Annotated in this window: 12 protein-coding genes and 1 pseudogene; 5 read left to right on the top strand and 8 right to left on the bottom strand. The window is 63.6% G+C overall.

The features are described 5' to 3' along the window. Positions 1-9: 9 nt before the first annotated feature. Positions 10-3,078, bottom strand: a complete 3,069-nt coding sequence (gene fdnG / locus P9220_RS14990; RefSeq protein WP_309765787.1) for a formate dehydrogenase-N subunit alpha — start codon at positions 3,076-3,078, stop codon at positions 10-12. Between the two features lie 307 nt (positions 3,079-3,385). Here fdnG and P9220_RS14985 point away from each other — a divergent pair, with 307 nt between their 5' ends. From P9220_RS14985 to P9220_RS14975, 3 genes and pseudogenes are all read left to right on the top strand, one after another. After that, complete coding sequence (locus P9220_RS14985) at positions 3,386-4,648, top strand: YihY/virulence factor BrkB family protein (protein ID WP_309765786.1); 1,263 nt, start codon at positions 3,386-3,388, stop codon at positions 4,646-4,648. Between the two features lie 293 nt (positions 4,649-4,941). Next, entirely contained in the window at positions 4,942-6,108 is a 1,167-nt protein-coding gene (locus P9220_RS14980) for a porin (RefSeq protein ID WP_309765785.1), read from the top strand. Between the two features lie 208 nt (positions 6,109-6,316). Further along, positions 6,317-7,290 (top strand): annotated as a pseudogene (locus P9220_RS14975) (glycerophosphodiester phosphodiesterase family protein). Positions 7,291-7,296: 6 nt separating this feature from the next. Here P9220_RS14975 and P9220_RS14970 read toward each other — a convergent pair. Then, on the bottom strand, positions 7,297-8,169 hold the full coding sequence (locus P9220_RS14970; protein WP_309765784.1) for a proteasome-type protease: 873 nt from the start codon (positions 8,167-8,169) through the stop codon (positions 7,297-7,299). A gap of 183 nt (positions 8,170-8,352) precedes the next feature. Between P9220_RS14970 and P9220_RS14965 the strand changes: the two genes are divergently transcribed. After that, positions 8,353-9,912 carry an exonuclease domain-containing protein gene (locus tag P9220_RS14965; RefSeq protein WP_309765783.1) on the top strand — a complete coding sequence of 520 codons (1,560 nt, stop codon included), beginning with the start codon at positions 8,353-8,355 and terminating at the stop codon, positions 9,910-9,912. 542 nt (positions 9,913-10,454) lie between these two features. On the opposite strand, the gene P9220_RS14960 is transcribed toward P9220_RS14965, so the two are convergent. From P9220_RS14960 to P9220_RS14950, 3 genes are read right to left on the bottom strand one after another with little or no spacing between them, the layout of a single operon-like run. Beyond that, on the bottom strand, positions 10,455-10,967 hold the full coding sequence (locus tag P9220_RS14960) for a hypothetical protein (RefSeq protein ID WP_309765782.1): 513 nt from the start codon (positions 10,965-10,967) through the stop codon (positions 10,455-10,457). Positions 10,968-10,995: 28 nt separating this feature from the next. Next, positions 10,996-11,544, bottom strand: a complete 549-nt coding sequence (locus tag P9220_RS14955; protein WP_309765781.1) for a hypothetical protein — start codon at positions 11,542-11,544, stop codon at positions 10,996-10,998. Then, positions 11,541-12,149, bottom strand: a complete 609-nt coding sequence (locus P9220_RS14950) for a hypothetical protein (protein ID WP_309765780.1) — start codon at positions 12,147-12,149, stop codon at positions 11,541-11,543. Before P9220_RS14950 ends, P9220_RS14955 begins: the two co-directional genes overlap by 4 nt. 784 nt (positions 12,150-12,933) lie before the next feature. Here P9220_RS14950 and P9220_RS14945 point away from each other — a divergent pair. Beyond that, positions 12,934-13,377, top strand: coding sequence for a hypothetical protein (locus P9220_RS14945; protein WP_309765779.1), 444 nt, complete (start codon positions 12,934-12,936; stop codon positions 13,375-13,377). 291 nt (positions 13,378-13,668) lie between these two features. On the opposite strand, the gene P9220_RS14940 is transcribed toward P9220_RS14945, so the two are convergent. From P9220_RS14940 to P9220_RS14930, 3 genes are read right to left on the bottom strand one after another with little or no spacing between them, the layout of a single operon-like run. After that, a complete protein-coding gene (locus tag P9220_RS14940) occupies positions 13,669-14,850 on the bottom strand; it encodes a phage/plasmid primase, P4 family (protein WP_309765778.1) in 1,182 nt (393 codons plus the stop codon). Continuing rightward, a complete protein-coding gene (locus P9220_RS14935; RefSeq protein ID WP_309765777.1) occupies positions 14,840-15,607 on the bottom strand; it encodes a hypothetical protein in 768 nt (255 codons plus the stop codon). The genes P9220_RS14940 and P9220_RS14935 overlap by 11 nt, the downstream gene beginning before the upstream one ends. Before the next feature lie 59 nt (positions 15,608-15,666). Further along, a complete protein-coding gene (locus tag P9220_RS14930) occupies positions 15,667-16,689 on the bottom strand; it encodes a ParB/RepB/Spo0J family partition protein (protein WP_309765776.1) in 1,023 nt (340 codons plus the stop codon). Positions 16,690-16,991: the final 302 nt, after the last annotated feature.

The raw sequence follows: 16,991 nt of genomic DNA, 5'->3' as shown, positions 1-16,991 counted from the left end.
CTCTCCCCCTTAAGCCTTTTCGACCTTCACGAGGAACGACTTGAACTCCGGCGTCTGCGAGTTCCCGTCGCCCACGGAAGGCGTCAGCGTGTTGACGAGATAACCCGGCTGCGTCAGGCCCTTGAAGCCCCAGTGCAGCGGCAGGCCGACGGTTTGCACCTTCTTCCCCTCCACGGTCAGTGGTTTGATGCGCTTGGTGACGAGCGCCACCGCGACGATGTGCCCGCGATTGCTCGACACCTTCACGCGGTCGCCCGCGACGACGCCGACTTCCTTCGCCAGGTCCTCGCCGATCTCCACGAACTGCTGCGGCTGCACGATCGCATTGAGCTTCACGTGCTTGGTCCAGTAGTGGAAATGCTCGGTCAGGCGATACGTCGTGGCGGTATGCGGGAACTTGTCCGCCGTGCCGAACTGCGCCCGGTCGTCCGGGAACACGCGGGCGGCCGGATTGCTCGTGGCCATCTTGTTGTCCGGGAAGAACGGGTTGTAGCCGAGCGGCGTCTCGAACGGCTCGTAGTGCGCCGGGAAGGGTCCTTCGTTCATGCCGTCGCGGGCGAAGAAACGCGCCACGCCTTCCGGATTCATGATGAACGGATTCATCCCGTTTTCGGGCGGCTCGTCGACCTTGAAGTCCGGTACGTCCGCGCCCGACCACGTCTTGCCGTTCCAGCCGATCAGCTTGCGCGACGGATCGAACGGCTTGCCGTTCACATCGCACGATGCGCGGTTGTACAGCACCCGGCGATTGACCGGCCACGCCCATGCCCAGTTCAGCGTCTGGCCGATGCCCGTCGGGTCGGAGTTGTCGCGGCGGCCCATCTGATTGCCGGCCTGCGTCCACGCGCCGCAATAGATCCAGCAGCCGCTCGCGGTCGATCCGTCGTCGCGCAGTTGCGCGAAGCTCGAGAGCTGCTCGCCCTTCTTCGCCAGCACCTTCGTCTTGTCGGCGACATCGGTGACGTCGGCGAGCGCGCGGCCGTTGAATTCCATCGCGAGTTCTTCGGGCGTCGGACTCTCCGGATCGGAGTACGGCCACGTCATCTTCAGGATCGGATCGGCATACGCGCCGCCGTTTTCCCGATACGCCTCTCGCAGGCGCAGCCACAGACCCGACATGATCTCGATGTCGCTGCGCGCTTCGCCCGGCGGCTGCGCGCCCTGCCAGTGCCACTGCAGCACGCGCGACGAACTCACGAGCGAGCCGCGCTCTTCCGCGAAGCACGTCGTCGGCAGACGGAACACTTCCGTCTGAATCTGCGACGCATCGACGTCGTTGAACTCGCCGTGGTTCTTCCAGAACTCGGAGGTTTCCGTCGCGAGCGGGTCCATGACGACGAGATACTTCAGCTTCGACAGGCCGAGGCCGATCTTCGCCTTGTTCGGCGCGGCGGCGAGCGGGTTGAAGCCCTGACAGAAGTAGCCGTTCATCTTCCCTGCGGCCATCAGTTCGAAGGCTTGCAGCAAGTCATAGGACTTGTCGAGCTTCGGCAGGAAATCGAAACCGAAGTTGTTCTCGGCGGTCGCGTTGTCGCCCCACCAGGACTTCATGAAGCTTACATGGAACGCGCGATAGTTCTTCCAGTAGCTGAGCTGGTTAGGCCGCAGCGGCTGGGTCGCGCGCTTCGTGATGTACTCCTCGTAGTCCTGCTCGGCTTCCATCGGCAGCGTCATGTAGCCGGGCAGCAGGTTCGACATCAGGCCGAGGTCGGTCAGCCCCTGGATGTTCGAGTGCCCGCGCAGCGCGTTCATGCCGCCGCCCGCAATGCCGATGTTGCCGAGCAGAAGCTGGACCATCGCGCCCGTGCGGATCATCTGCGCGCCGACCGAGTGATGCGTCCAGCCGAGCGCGTAGAGGATCGTGCCGGCGCGATTGGTCGCGGCGGTCGACGCCAGCATCTCGCAGACCTTCAGGAACTTGTCGGTCGGCGTGCCGCACACCTTCGTCACCATTTCCGGCGTGTAGGCGGCGTAGTGCTGCTTCATCAGGTTGTAGACGCAGCGCGGATGCTGCAAGGTCGGATCCACCTTCACGAAGCCGTCGTCGCCGCGCTCGTAGTCCCAGCTCGTCTTGTCGTACTTGCGCTTTTCGGCGTCGTAGCCGGAGAACACGCCGTCCTTGAACGCGAAGTCCTCGCGCACGATGAACGACATGTCCGTGTAGTTCTTCACGTACTCGTGCTGGATCTTGTCGTGCGTCAGCAGATAGTTGATGACGCCGCCAAGGAAGGTAATGTCCGTGCCGGTACGGATCGGCGCGTAGAAATCCGCAACCGATGCCGTGCGCGTGAAGCGCGGATCGACAACGATCAGCCGCGCCTTCCTGTGCGCCTTCGCCTCGGTCACCCATTTGAAACCGCACGGGTGCGCCTCGGCCGAGTTGCCGCCCATGACCAGAATCACGTCCGCGTTCTTGATGTCGACCCAATGGTTCGTCATCGCTCCACGGCCAAACGTCGGGGCAAGACCTGCCACCGTCGGGCCATGTCAGACACGCGCCTGATTGTCGAATGCGAGCATGCCAAGACTGCGGACAGTCTTGTGCGTCAGATAACCGACTTCATTGCTGCCCGCCGACGCCGCGAGAAAACCCGTGCTGAGCCAGCGGTTGACCGTCTTGCCGTCCGGCGTCTTCTCGACGAAGTTCGCGTCGCGGTCCGCCTTCATCAGCTTCGCGATGCGGTCGAGCGCCTCGTCCCATGACATGCGCTTCCACTCGTTCGAGCCCGGCGCGCGATACTCCGGATGCAGCAGCCGGCTCGGGCTGTGGATGAAGTCGATGAGCGATGCGCCCTTCGGGCACAGCGTGCCGCGATTGACCGGATGGTCCGGGTCGCCTTCGATATGGATGATGCTGGCCTTCGCGTTCTTGGCGTTGTCGCCCAGGCCGTACATCAGGATGCCGCAGCCTACCGAGCAATACGGGCAGGTGTTGCGGGTTTCAGTGGTGCGCGACAGTTTGTATTGGCGGACTTCGGCGAGCGCGGGTGCCGGAGAGAAGCCCAGTGCAGCCAGGCTCGATCCGGCGAGCGTGCTCGCGGAGACCTTGAGGAACTGTCGCCGTGACATTTGCGGCATGATTGCCTCGGCGCGTCGTATTAGTGGGGTGGTCTGGATTATAGGTACGCGATACGGCCCCCGATGCTTCGCCTTACGTGGGGATTTCACCGGGAAAGCCGACCGTTTCTTTGCCGCGACGCACGGCGCGTGCGTCTCGAATTGCGGCAAAGGCGGGATCATATCAATGAACTTAAGCGAACGCTTAGGTCCGCGTTGCTGCGGATTGGAACGAAACCTGCTCGATCGGTTGCATTTACCGCAAGCGGGCGGCAGCGCGACGCCGGACCCTTGCCGATACTGACCCGATGCCGCCGAGAGGACCGCGATGAGCTCCGTTTCCACGCAAAAAATAGAGGCAGCCGTCAGGAAAGATGCGTCGTGGGCGCTCAATGCGCTCAAGCAGTTTTCCGAGAACCGCTGCGCCGCGATGGCCGCGAGCATCGCGTTCTACTCGGCCTTTTCGCTCGCGCCGACGCTCGTCATGGTCATCGCCGTCGCGGGCTGGGTGTTCGGACCGGAAGCCGCGCGCGGACAGCTGTTCCATCAGGTCAACGGGCTGATCGGCGATCAGGCGGCGGCGGGCGTGCAGAGCATCGTCGAGAACGCGCATCGCAGCGGCGGCACGGGAATCGCCGCGATCATCTCGTTCGTGCTGCTGGCCGTGGGCGCATCCGCGACATTTTCATCGCTGAATACGGCGCTCAACATCGTCTGGCCGCTGACGGGCGAGCAACGCTCGAGCGTCATGGCGATGGTTCGCGTGCGGCTCGTGTCGTTCGGGCTCGTCCTGGGCGTCGCGTTCCTCCTGATCGTCTCGCTCGTGCTCGATACGGCGATTCAGGCGGTCGGCATGTGGCTGTGGGGCGATTCGCCGTTCGTCATCATCGGCGATATCGTGCAACTGGTCGTGGGCCTCGCGATTCTGTCTGTCGCGTTTGGCGCGCTGCTCAAGTTTCTGCCGGACGCGCCCGTTCAATGGCGCGATGCGCTCGTCGGCGGGCTCGTCGCGGCGCTGCTGTTCTCCGCCGGGAAAAAGCTTTTCGCGTTCTATCTCACGCACGCGGGCACGGCGAGCGCGTTCGGCGCGGCCGGATCGCTCGCGGTGCTGCTGATGTGGCTCTACTTCTCGGCGGCGGTGCTGTTGCTCGGCGCGGAGTTTTCGGCGGCGCGGGCGCGGATGCACGATCCGCGCGGCCCCGGCGGCGTTCAGAGCGGCGCTCGCGTGCCGCCCGGCAGCCGCGCGAAGATCGGCTCGATGCTCGCGGGGTCGACGCGCGTCGGCGTACCGGCGGCTGCGGAGCAAGCTCTGCCGCGACCCGTTGCCGCCCCTGGCGCATCCGCGGACCCCGCACCCCGGCGCGACAAAGCATCGGCGATGGCGCGGGCGCTGGAAGTGTCGCGCAGAATCGCGCGGGCCGAATCGACGGCGACGCGCGCGACCGCTATCGCGATGGTCGGCGCGGGCCGCAAGGCGTCGAATGCGAACGCGGCGGTGAAACGGCACCCGTGGCGCGCGGTGCTCGTCGCGGCGAGCGCGGGCATGGCGGTCGCACTGCTTTCGAAGCGGGATGGGCCGCCGAGAAAATGACGAATCGCTAAAGCCGGATCGCGCGTTCGCCGTTTATCACTGAAATCGTTATCAATCGATGGCGGGAAGAAATACCGCCCGACCGTCGGGGAAACTCCCCGCGGAACTTTCCATCGCTGTGACTGTCGTCGCGAAAACAACTGCCGAATTGCCGCAGATCGTTCGTGGGCGGGCGTTCGGCAACGGTGTCTGTTTTTCGAGACACTCTATTTTTTTCATTTTTTAAGTTACGAAACGTTGCGTTATTCTCTGCGCCGGTAACAACGATATTAATCATTGGCGTGGAGAATTCGATGAAACGATTCGCACTGACGTCCCTCTCGCTGGCCTTGCTCGGCGCAGCTGGCGCAGCACAGGCACAAACGAGCGTGACGCTGTATGGCGTGATCGATACCGGCCTGGCCTATGTGAGCCACGCCAATCCGGCTGGCGACCATCTGTTCGGCATGGTCAACGGCACGCTGTCCGGTCCGCGCTGGGGCTTGAAGGGTCAGGAAGATCTGGGCGGCGGTCTGAAGGCGCTGTTCCAGTTGGAAAGCGGCTTCGATCCGGGCACGGGCCGTCTGAACCAGGGTGGCCGCGAATTCGGTCGTCAGGCATTCGTCGGTTTGAGCGGCAACCAGTGGGGTACGGTCACGCTGGGTCGTCAATATGACCCGTCGGTCGACATGGTTCAGGGCCTCACGGCTGACAACTACTGGGGCGCAGCGTTCGCCACCCCGGGCGACGTCGACAACTACGACAACAGCCTGCGCGTGAGCAACGCCGTCAAGTACGTTTCGCCGGTGTTCTCGGGCTTCCAGTTCGAAGGCATCTACGGTTTCAGCAACCTGGCGGGCACCACCGGCCAGGGCCAGACCTGGGGCGGCGCGGTCACGTATAACAACGGTCCGTTCGGCCTCGCAGGCAGCTACCTGTACGTGAACAACCCGAGCGCAAACCGCGCGACCGGCTGGAACAGCCCGTCGTCGGATTCGCTGTTCAACAGCGTCATCAACAGCGGCTACTCGACGGCTCACGCGATCGGCATCGCACGCGGCGCCGGCCAGTACGTGTTCGGCCCGTTCACGGTCGGCGCATCGTACAGCTTCGCGCAGTACAAGAACGACGGCAACTCGCTGTTCCAGACGCAAGAGAAGTTCAACGTCGGCAACGCGTTCGTGAACTTCCAGCTGACGCCGGCTACGCTGCTGGGCCTCGGCTACACGTACACGCACGCAAGCGGCGACACGTCGGCGAACTACCACCAGGTCAGCCTGGGCGCCGACTACGCCCTGTCGAAGCGCACCGACGTCTACGCTGTCGGCGCGTACCAGCACGCAAGCGGCACGCAGCGCGTGACGAACGCGGACGGCACGACGTCGACGGTCGGCGCAACGGCTTCGATCAGCGACTTCGGCTTCGACAGCGGCCGCAGCCACCAGGAACTCGTCCTGATCGGCCTGCGCCACAAGTTCTAAGAAGAACCGACAACCGCCAGACGCGGCACGCGAGTGCCGCGTCAGCGGACAGCAGCACCTCGAACAGCCATCGGTTTCCGATGGCTGTTTTTTTTGCGCCTTCCATCTCGCTTGCGATGATTTGCCGCTCGCAACCGTTCAGGCGAGCCGAGCCGCGCGAGCCCCTGCACAATGACTCGCTCGATCCTCGTGCTGCGGAGTGTTCCGGATGGCTTCACGTGCGCTTGCTTCACTCTGGCATTGCGCCATCGCCGCACTCATGTCCGGCTGTGCGTCTCAGGCTCTCACGCCTCCTTCCGGCCCTCGTCTGCCGATGATCGTCGCGCATCGCGGCGGCGCGGCCGATTTCCCGGAGAACACCTTGCTCGCGATCAGCGGCGCGCTGGAACATCGTGCCGACGCGATCTGGCTCTCCGTCCAGCTCACGCGCGATGGCGTGCCGGTGCTGTATCGCCCGGCGTATTTATCGGCGAATACGGACGGCGAAGGGGCGGTCGCGAACATGGACTTCACGGCACTTGCCCGGCTGAACGCGGGCTTCGGCTTTGCACGCATCGATGCCAGCGGCGCGAAGACGTATCCGTACCGCGCGCATCCGCTGCGCATTCCGACGCTCGCCGAGGCGCTCGCCGCCATTCCGCCGTCGACGCAGGTCATGCTCGACATGAAAGCTTGCCCGCCGACCGGCAGGCGGCGGCCGTGGCCCGCGTGCTCGATGAGGCGAACGCGTGGAATCGCGCGCTGCTGTATTCGACCGATGCGGCGTATCAGACGGCGTTTGCGGCGTACCCTCACGCGCGCCTGTTCGAATCGCGCGATACGACCCGCAGCCGGCTTGCCGGCGTCGCGCTGGCGCATGACTGCAACGCGCCGCCGCCCGGCACATGGGCCGCGTTCGAGTGGGCGAGAGAAATGGAGCTGGTCGAGGCGTTCACGCTGGGCGAAGCACGTTCGCCGGTGAATGCGAAGCTATGGACGCCGCAAGCGATGGCCTGCTTCCGCGCGCGCGGCGAGACGCATGTCATGGCGATCGGCGTCGGCGATGCGCGGGCTTATCGCGCTGCCGCGTGTCTTGGCATTGACGCGGTCATGGTGGATTCCCCGCGCACGATGCAGGCGATCAGAGCGCGCATCGCCGGGACGCTGCAATGCGCGGACGGCGCTTCTGAAGCACGTTTCTGAAGCGCGTTAGTCCTGCGGCGCGTTGCCCGGCGCCTCGACGTCCTGTGCGAGCGTCTGAGCGGGCGCATCCGACCCGCCGGGCGGCAGATCGCCGATGACGAGCCGCGGCACCGTTGCGCGCGTCTCGCGCGGACGCAGCGGCACGTCGGCGAGATCGGTCCACGATGGGTTCGGAATCTCCCCGAAAAGCTGCCGCAGCCGCTCGCCCCAACTGCGGTTGATCATCTGGTAGTAGGCGCTGTTGTTGTCGAGCGTGGCGAAGCGCGTGACGCGCAGCGAATCCTTCTCGTAGACGAGCAGATCGAGCGGCAGACCGACGGAGAGATTCGAGCGCAAGGTCGAATCCATCGAGATGAGCGCGCATTTGGCGGCTTCGTCGAGCGGGGATGCGGGCGTGATGACGCGATCGATGATCGGCTTGCCGTACTTCGATTCGCCGATCTGAAAATACGGCGACACGCGCGTCGATTCGATGAAATTTCCGGCCGCGTAGACCATGAACATGCGCGGGCCCTGCCCCTCGATCTGCCCGCCGAGGATGAAGCTGCAATTGAAGTCGACGCTGAATTCCGCGAGCGACATGGCGTCGCGCCGATGCACCTCGCGCACCGCGTCCCCGACGATGCGCGCGGCCTCGGCCATCGTCGCGCAGTTGTAGAGCGTTGGCGCGTCGGGGCCAGTGGGCTCGGCGAGCAGTTGCGTCACGGCCTGCGTCAGCGCGAGATTGCCTGCTGCGAGCAGCACGATCACGCGTTCCCCCGGCTGCTCGAAAACGGCCATCTTGCGAGCGGCGCTGACGTGGTCAACACCGGCGTTGGTGCGCGTGTCCGACAGGAACACGAGGCCCTCGTCCACGCACATGCCCACGCAGTAAGTCATGTCGATATACCTAGAAAATCAGAAAGCAGGGTGCCATTGTATCGATCACGCGGGCGCATCGCAGCGCGCGTGTTCGAACCGGAAATAACGGCAGATACGAGCGTACGCTTGAGCGACGCATGCGTTTGTGCAATTCGCGCTAGACTCGCCGCTCATTCGCGTTTTATGTCTCCGTCGCCGTTCATGCAAGAAGATTCCCTCGCCGATGCCCTCCTCGCCGGACTTGCGCGCCCGATCGTGTTCGTCGATCTGGAGACGACGGGCAGCGATGCGACCGCCGATCGCATCACCGAGATCGGCGTGGTGGAAGCCAGCACGGCGGGCATCGAGCGCTGGAGCGTGCTCGTCGATCCGGGCATGCCGGTGCCGCCGTTCGTCGCGCGTCTGACCGGCATCGACGATGCGATGCTGCGCGGCCAGCCGAGCTTCGAATCGCTCGCGCCCGCGCTGGCCGAGCGGCTGCATGGCAAGCTTTTCGTCGCGCATAACGCGCGCTTCGACTACGGCTTTCTGAAGAACGAGTTCCGCCGCGCGGGCATCGCGTTTCGCGCGGATACGCTTTGCACGGTGCGGCTGTCGCGCGCGCTGTTTCCTTCTGTCGAGCGGCATGGGCTGGATGCGCTCATCGCGCGGCTGAATCTCGCGCCGCAAGGACGCCACCGTGCGCTCGCCGATGCCGATCTGCTCTGGCAGTTCTGGCAGAAGATTCACGAACTGTATTCGCAGGAACTCGTCGATGCGGCCGTGAAGGCGCTCGTCAGGCGCGCGAGTCTGCCGGCCGCGCTGCCCGAAGGCGCGCTGGATGCGCTGCCGTCATCGCCCGGCGTGTATCTCTTTCATGGCGATGACGACGTGCCGCTGTACGTCGGCAAAAGCATCAACCTGAAGCAGCGCGTCGGGGCGCATTTTTCGGGCGATCATCGGCTGGCGAAGGATCTGTCGATATCGCAGGCTATACGGCGGATCGAATGTCGTGAGACCGTCGGGGAGCTGGGCGCGCTGCTGCTGGAAGCGAAGCTCGTGAAGGAGTTGCAGCCGGTGCACAATCGGCTGCTGAAGCGCGCATCGGCGACGTGTGCCTGGCAATGGCTGCCCGGTGCGCCTGCGCCGACGCTGTTGCGTGCGAGCAAGCGGGATTTGTCGCGCGAGCCGCATTTGTTCGGCGTGTTCGCGTCGCGTGCGAAGGCACACGCGTTCATGCGTCATCTTGCCGATGAACACCGGCTCTGTCCGGCGACGCTTTGCATCGAAAAGGCGCCGCCGGGGCGGATGCGCGGGTGCTTCGGGTATCAGGTCAGGCGTTGTCTGGGCGCGTGTGCCGGTGCGGAATCGCTTGCGGATCATGCAGCGCGGGCGCTGGATGCGCTGGAACGCGCGCGCGTGGTGCGATGGCCGCATGATGGTCCGGTTGCGATTGCGGAACGCGATGCGGAGACGGGGCGCGAGGCCTGGCACGTGATCGATCGATGGTGTTATGTGGGGACGTGCGGCGGGCGCGAGGAGATTGCCGGACTGCTTGCGGATGCGCCCGAATTGCGGCCTTTCGATGCGGATGTTTATGCGTTGATTGGGAAGCGCATCGCGTCGGGAGAACTCGAATGGATTGCTTGCGATGCGCGGCCTGCGTTTAGTCTTGTGGTGCAGGAGGCGGTTGCGGCGTCCGAGAAGCGCGCGGTTGGGCGGCGGCGAGTGGGCGTGAAGGCGGGCGTCGCGGATGTGGGGCAGCTTGGGTTGCTTGGGTAGGCAATGGGGCGGTTGGGTAGGAAAGGGGGGGGGGGCCGAAGGGCGCTTGCAGTGTGAGCATCATCGGCCGAGCCTCCAATGCAAACGGCAGCAGACCGTTGCCCGCCAGCACGTATGGCAGCCCGAAGCAACGGATCAGCCATGGGAAAAAGCGCGCCCGCGTGTGGCGCACGCCAGCTTTGCATCGTCGTGTTCATGCGCGCGATAACCGTAGCCGTTCATCATCCCGCGCCGTGGCTGACGGCGGCCGCAGGCCGACGACCGACCGAAGTTCCTTTAGGGACGGCAGGCGCCGAGGAACCGGGCTCAGTATTAGCTAACGCTCGGCCGGTACGGATGTACCAGCCGCTGGAAATAGCCCAGGCGTATTCACACGCAAGACAAGATCGCCCTTGGCGCACTTGAAACGATACAGCGCGAGATTGCCCATCCATCGCGTCGACAACAACGTCGTGCCGCGGGCTTTGGCTGTGCCAGCCAAGCATTGCAGCGACGCGTCTTCGCGCATCTGTTGCTTGAGCGCTCATGACATCTTGGTTCGCTTACCTGCCATTCGTCGTGCACGCGATGATCCACTTCATCTCTCGAAGTCGTAAGCTCTCGCGACGCGTGAGACGGCCCACCGCATCGCGCAGATAACGATGCTCGATCTGCGCCGATGTTCCCGCCGCCCAGCGCGTGGCCGTCACACCGCCGCGTGCGTCGTAGTCGGTCTGCTGGCGCTGGCCATCGAGATTGATCTGCTCGATCAGCCGGTCGCCCGCGTCGTAGCCGAAGCCGTATCGCTCGCCGTTCTCGTTGACCAGCGCGGTGAGCCGGCCATAGGCGTCGTATTCGAACGCGACCTTGCGGCCTGCCGCATCCAGCCGCTCGACGACGCGGCCCTGTGCATCGCGGATGTAACGCGTGTGCTGATTCAGCGCGTCAGTGCGCGCAACCAGTTGACCCGCAGCATCGAGCGTGAAACGGTCTTGCGCGCCAGCTGCCCGTCCTCTGTCCAGCTCAGATGGCGCTCGCCGCCGCGCGCATCGGTGATGCGCGTGACCTGCCCCCACGCATCGTGGTCCAGCACGGTGCGCTGCATCAGCGGATCGAGTTCCAGCACGCCGTTGCCGCGTTCGTCGTACGCGTATCGCCAGACGTGGCCGGCCGCATCGACTTCCTGCACCGGCAGCGCCCACACCGGATGCCATTCGGTTGCTCGACGCGGCCCAGCGGATCGGTGCTGGACATGAGCCGCCCGGCGTCGTCGTATGACCAGCGCCACACGCCGCCTTGCGCATCGGTCATCGCGAGCAACTGACGCTCGTCGTTCCACTCGAAGCTGCTCACCTGCCCGAGTGCGTCCTCGTAACGCGTCACCTGATGCAGCGCGTCCCACTCGCGCACGCTCTCGCGCCCGAGCGTGTCGCGCACCGTCATCCGGCGCGCGTTCACATCGTAGTCGAGCCAGTAGTGATCGCCGCTATCGGTCCAGTGCTCGGTGACGCGCCTTTCCTCGCCGTCCGGGCCGTCGAAGCGGCCCCAGCGATAGTGGCACTCGCCGCAGGCCGGGCACTGATTGCGATCGCCGGTGAGGCGACGGCGCGACGCACGTAGCGCGGCCGCAACCGGTTCAGTCGGCTGGTTCATGCTGTCTCCTGCGGCGATTCAGTGTCCTGCGCTTCGGCGGCGCTCACGACGATGCCCGCCTCGTGCAGCCGCTCGTCGATGCGCGCGAACGCTTGATCGAAAGCGCCGCCGCTGGTGCGCGTGCCCAACAGCGCGGTCGAGAGAATCGCCGTATGGCTCGCGACCGTGGCGCGATGCACGCCGCACCGCTGCGCCACATCGACGGCGGCCTCGTGCGTGTGCGTCAACAGGTTGGCGACTAGCGCCTGACGCAGCTTCAGGTTCGGCGTGCAGCCGCTGAAGAGCTGGGCGGTGTGCGCGACCACTAGCGCGAGCGCACGCGCCCATTCAGGATTCGGATAGTGGCCGGCGCAACAACGACGCCGGCAGCACACGCTCTCGCGCGGCGCATAGCGCACGGTGAGCAGCGCCTGATAGATCGGCGATAGCCGCTCCAGCTGGCGGCGGATGCGCGCGGCTTGCGCGCAGGCGTCCTCGCCCAGCAGCGTCGTCTCACTGACGACGTGCTGGTGCAGTTGCGCGAGCGAAGAAGCGCCGCCGCGTTCGACACTGAGACGGAGCGTGTCGCGCAGTGCGCGGGCGGTGTCGGTGTAGTGCGATTGCATGGCGGATCGGAAGCGTGGGGCCGTAAACGATGAAACCCGCCGACATGTCACATGTGGCGGGTTCCAGGCACACCGGTAGAGCTTCCGATTAATCCCGCATATTAGACTTCAAATGTCGGTTGTCAAGCATGCCTTAGGAAACTTTCGTGCGAGGGACGCGCGAGGTAAGCTGAACGTGCAACCAGCCTGCCGCGCCCTTGGCACGCCTTTTTTGTAGGCCACTTCGCGCTCAGTCCCGCCTGGCGGGCTACTGCGGCATTCCCAACACCTGAAAGAACGGCTAGCAGCGGAGTTTTCAGCCCCGAAACGCGTACCTTTGCGGTACCCCACGCCGTTCAATCCTCGGTTTATCCCCCGTCCGAACGCAGAAATGTCAACCGAGCTGGCAGACATTGTCGGTTCTGGCGCCGTCGTCACGGCCGGGCGGGCGCGTCTTTCGCGTGGCGCATGAGACATAAAACACGGTGACGAACTTCCCACCAGTGGACAACCTCCGCCCCACACCCCGCACTCGCCCAACACGCGCGCCACAGCGGCCTTCCTTCGCCCTGCACGCTTCTCACGCACCAGCCTCGTCGCGCACCCTTACGCCGTTGTCCCCTGCGTTATCCACTGTCGACTGCTCGCGACAGCGACTTGACTCCGCCGTCCTTTTTGTTGGGCTGCCCCGCTCTGCGCCGGGTTGCGCGGCACCGCCGCTGCCGACCTTCCTGGCAAATTGGGATAAGTCGCCGCGAGGCGCTGCTATGATCGCGCTCCCAGCAACCGTCCTTCGATCCGCTCGATGCCCAGCATCACTAAGCGAGCCCAGCTGCGCGACATCTCGGAAGTCGTCACGTTCGGCCGTTCCCCGACGACGATGTTTAACGCAACCATCGAAGGCAAGCGCTACTTCAGTCTCACTGTGCCGGGACGTCCTCGGCTGCAAAGCGGCATGGAAGTGACTTCGGTGCTTCGCGATCCGGACGATTGGTACTCCATCATCGGATGGCTGGATCACAAAACCGGCGACATTATTGGCGTGCCCTCGCCAGCGGTCGCGTTACTTGCCCTTGCCGCCTGCGGAATGCCGGCGCTCATTTGCCTGTTGGCCGTTCTACGCGGTCCAGAGCAACAAGGCGTGTGGCCATTGACGGCCATGTTGACTATCGCAAGCCTGTGGCGGTTCGATCGGTGGCGTAAGGCGCGAACGCTCTATCGCCTTCTGAACCGCACGATCGACCATTGAAAGTCCCTTCGAGGGAAATCAGTGTGCGTACTCAACGTTCGGAGGTCCTTGTCCGACCGGAAGTACGCTGTGCGCAGGTTGTTCTCGAAAGCTGCCCTTCGCCGAAGGAACCCCGGTTCGGAAGTGGTGCAGTGAGTAAGTCGTTCTCTCACACGGTGGAAGTGGTGGAAGGCGAGGAAGCTATTCTTATATATTGCTTCTATTACGCGCGCGTCATGTCAGAATTTAGTATTGGCTTCCTCGGCTTCCACCACTTCCACTGGTGCGTCCCTCTTTGTCTCGAATGCGCTTTTAGTTTTCGGAACGAAGACGCACGCCGCGAAAGAAATTGCCGCGATTCAGGGTCTCGAAACGTAGTGAGTGCTCGCCGAGCAGTCTCGCCTTGAAATCGGTGGTGCCGATACGATGCCCGTCGATGCTGTTGCGCGTGAACCAATCCGCATAGGCCCGATAGAGAATACTCGACTGCGTGGAGAAAGCTGAGTCGAATTCAAGCGCCTCATCGACCCACTGCGTGAACGAGTCGCTCTCATTGAAGTAGTCGGCCGACGCTTCACGCACCGCACTTGGCATCTCGCCCAAGCCTGAGCTCCACAGTTGACGCGCGCCCTCGACCATCCAGGCGAGAATGGCGGGATATTCGACACGCAGCTTTGCGCTCAGCTCAGGGTCACGCTCGGCTTCAGGAACGCGATGCGTGAATGGGATCAATCGGAAGCGGCGCCGCTCGGCTTCGTCGACGGCCCGCAGACGCGGCTTGTGATTGCCGCAGAAGCACAGCTTGCAGACGGGCTCGAACGTGAAGAAATTCTGGTGCATGAAGCGCGCCGCGATGCGTTCGCCCGACGCGATGTCCTTGATGCGCGTGCTGTTCCATTCGCGGCCTTCGGGCAGTTCCGTGCAAGCAACGAGTCGCGCGCCATTGAGCATCGCCACGCCTGCCGGATGCTGGTCGTGATACGAGGCGAGAAAGATGTCGACGGGCGCCGCGCAGTAGTAATCGCCGAGAATGTCGCGCAGGGCGCGCAGGAAGCACGTCTTGCCGTTGCCACCCGAGCCGTACAACATGAACACGAGCTCGTACTTGGTGCTGCCCGTGAGGAAATAGCCGCACACCCGCTGCAGCCACGCGACGAGTGCAGTATCACCTTGGGTGCAGGTGAGCAAAAATTCCATCCAGCGTGGACAGCCGGCCTCAAAGTCGGGCGCGACGCTTGTGATGCGCGTGATCAAGTCCGCAGGACGTGCTTCGCGCAAGCGACCGGTGGACAGCGTGACGACGCCCGCCGGGGTGGCGAGGAGCGACCGGGCGCAGAGGGATTCATGCCCGCTTTCGAGCGCGGCGCGGGCGCGCGTGGCGACCGCGTTGCACTCGACGCAATCGATGTTTTCACCCTCGAGGGCGGTGATGGTGCTCCGAACCGTACGTACGATTGCGTCGCGCGTGCCGGCTTCTCTGGCGTCATGCTTCATCGTCTGCTCCTTCGATCATCGCGGATAGGAAGGCGATCGCCGTCGGCGCGATCCGGCGAACGTCGGCTTGCATCGTATCGGTCATGGCGTCGAACACCGCGTGCGGATCCTTCGAAACGTATTCGTCACGTTCGAAGTCGCGTAGCCGTCCCCACAGCCACAGCGAATCGTCCGGCAGTCGCGCAACAGCGGAGGCGGCTGGATCCCGAATCTCACGGATGAGCGCAGCAGTGGTTGGCTTCTTCTCGGGGCTGCGCAGCGCGGCCTCGAAATCTTCTTCTGGGATCCGGGCGAGCTTCTGCCACTTCGAGGACTGATCGCGCGTTACACCCATGTCTAAAAGCGTCGCATGGGACGACGCTTTTCCGCGCCCTGGCCCTGCCGCTCGTTGCCCCGGCCCGCTTGCCCGCATCTCCGCTTCGGCAAGTTCCTTGAGCAACACGCCCGCTCGACGCTCTGCGCGCAAGCGAATCTCACAAGCCTGACGTTCCGCATCCGTGTTCTTCGCCTGGCTGCTGTAGACCTCGAGCGCCAGCACCTTGTCGCGAATTTCCTTCACTTCGTCGATGCGATGACACTCGGCGATCGCGCGGCACATGTCGGCGTAGCGCACGGCAAGTGCGCTTTGCTCGGCAGGCGCATGAGCAGCGCTCACCGCGACAGTGCCGCCCGGCCCCAAGCGTTCGGCAACGGCAGAGCGAGTGCATCTTTCCGCCTCGCGGCTCTGGTTGGCCGATAGCTGGGCTGGCTTGGTCATCTCTCTCACGTTTTCGAGAGCGGAATACGGGCCGTCCGGCACCTTAGACGCCGATGTTTTCACGATCGCCTCCACACAGCCTTGAGTTTCGACAGATAGCCCATCGCCGGGTCAAGGAATTCCGTCACGGCCGGCCACATGAACGGTTTCATCAGCGCCTGCATGTCTTCGGGGCGGATATCGCTGGTCGCGATCTGCCGGATTGATTCCGTTACCTTGAATACGCGCTCGTTGTCCGATAGGCGCTTTGATGGCGGCAGGAAGGCGGGCGTGTCCGAGGTGGCCACGGGCATTTCCGGCACTTCGGCACGCTTGCGGGCGCGGATGCACTTGCGCGCGACGATCTGGCGTTGTTGTGCTTGTGGAATTTGCGCGAGCGTCGCCGCGGCATGGATACTCGCGTGGCCAGCGTCCAAAGCATCAATGAGCTCGGGCGTGCCACTTCGCAGGACCTGTTTGGCCTTACGGTAGCTCTCGCGAACGCCGAAGCCAGCCCTTTCCGCAGCGAGATCCGATGAACGCGTGCCTGATTTAACTTCGCCCAAATTTGGGCAAAGTTCGATGTCCGTCCGCATACCCTGTCGATTGCCAAGCTGCGCCTCGATCGCCTGTCCGATCGCCACGCGCTCCGATACGGTGAAGTCCTTTCTTAGCTCGTTCTCCGCGTATTCGCCCAGCACGATCGACTCAAGGTTCACCACGCGCGCCGGCACGCTTTCCCATTGCAGGCGCATACACGCTAGCAAGCGCCGCTCTCCGGCGATCAGTTCGAGCTCAGGTGTCACGACGATCGGATGCAGAAGCCCGATTGTTTCGATGCTTTGAGCAAGCGCCGCGATGTCGCCATGGTCCACGCGATGACGCGTCCCAACGCGAATCTGTGCAAGCGGCACATCGACGAATTCTTCGTGTGCAAGCCGTGGTGGTTCGGCCATTGCACGCCGAACTTCGATGACCGTATCGCGAGATGAATCGAAGCGCCGGGCTATTTCTGCGTTCGTCGCCTTGGGATTAGCCTCGAGCGCCTGGCGTATCGCTTCGCGGTTCTCTGCATAGGACGCGGGATAGCGCTTGCCGTTCACTCCAATGACGCGTTGCGCTCTTGCTCTCACCGCTCTTCTGGTGTCAACCATTTTGAAACGCCTTCAGTCCTAACTCAGTGAAAAGTCCACCTAACGATAGAACCGTGTAATTCAGGACGTCAAATCATTTTTTTGATAGGGATATTTCCTAGGGTGTCGAACATACTGTCGAACATCGCTTAAGAACCTAGAAAGCTCACTTCGAAAACTTACGCTTACCCGTTGATTTTTATGGACATAAATTAATCCGCAAAAATCAAGTGTCGAGCATGCTCGACAGGTCCTATTTCTGAAGAATGGAT

Origin of the sequence: Caballeronia sp. LZ016 (assembly GCF_031450805.1) — a bacterium.
GTDB lineage: Bacteria > Pseudomonadota > Gammaproteobacteria > Burkholderiales > Burkholderiaceae > Caballeronia.
This window is presented reverse-complemented; position numbering and strand designations above follow the sequence as displayed.

Excerpts from the sequence above, each read along its gene's own strand:
- P9220_RS14955 (WP_309765781.1), bottom strand. The coding sequence starts at position 11,544 with ATGAACCAGCCGACTGAACCGGTTGCGGCCGCGCTACGTGCGTCGCGC.
- P9220_RS14965 (WP_309765783.1), top strand. The coding sequence starts at position 8,353 with ATGCAAGAAGATTCCCTCGCCGATGCCCTCCTCGCCGGACTTGCGCGC.
- P9220_RS14950 (WP_309765780.1), bottom strand. The coding sequence starts at position 12,149 with ATGCAATCGCACTACACCGACACCGCCCGCGCACTGCGCGACACGCTC.
- P9220_RS14935 (WP_309765777.1), bottom strand. The coding sequence starts at position 15,607 with ATGACCAAGCCAGCCCAGCTATCGGCCAACCAGAGCCGCGAGGCGGAA.
- P9220_RS14985 (WP_309765786.1), top strand. The coding sequence starts at position 3,386 with ATGAGCTCCGTTTCCACGCAAAAAATAGAGGCAGCCGTCAGGAAAGAT.
- P9220_RS14970 (WP_309765784.1), bottom strand. The coding sequence starts at position 8,169 with ATGACTTACTGCGTGGGCATGTGCGTGGACGAGGGCCTCGTGTTCCTG.
- P9220_RS14945 (WP_309765779.1), top strand. The coding sequence starts at position 12,934 with ATGCCCAGCATCACTAAGCGAGCCCAGCTGCGCGACATCTCGGAAGTC.
- P9220_RS14940 (WP_309765778.1), bottom strand. The coding sequence starts at position 14,850 with ATGAAGCATGACGCCAGAGAAGCCGGCACGCGCGACGCAATCGTACGT.
- P9220_RS14980 (WP_309765785.1), top strand. The coding sequence starts at position 4,942 with ATGAAACGATTCGCACTGACGTCCCTCTCGCTGGCCTTGCTCGGCGCA.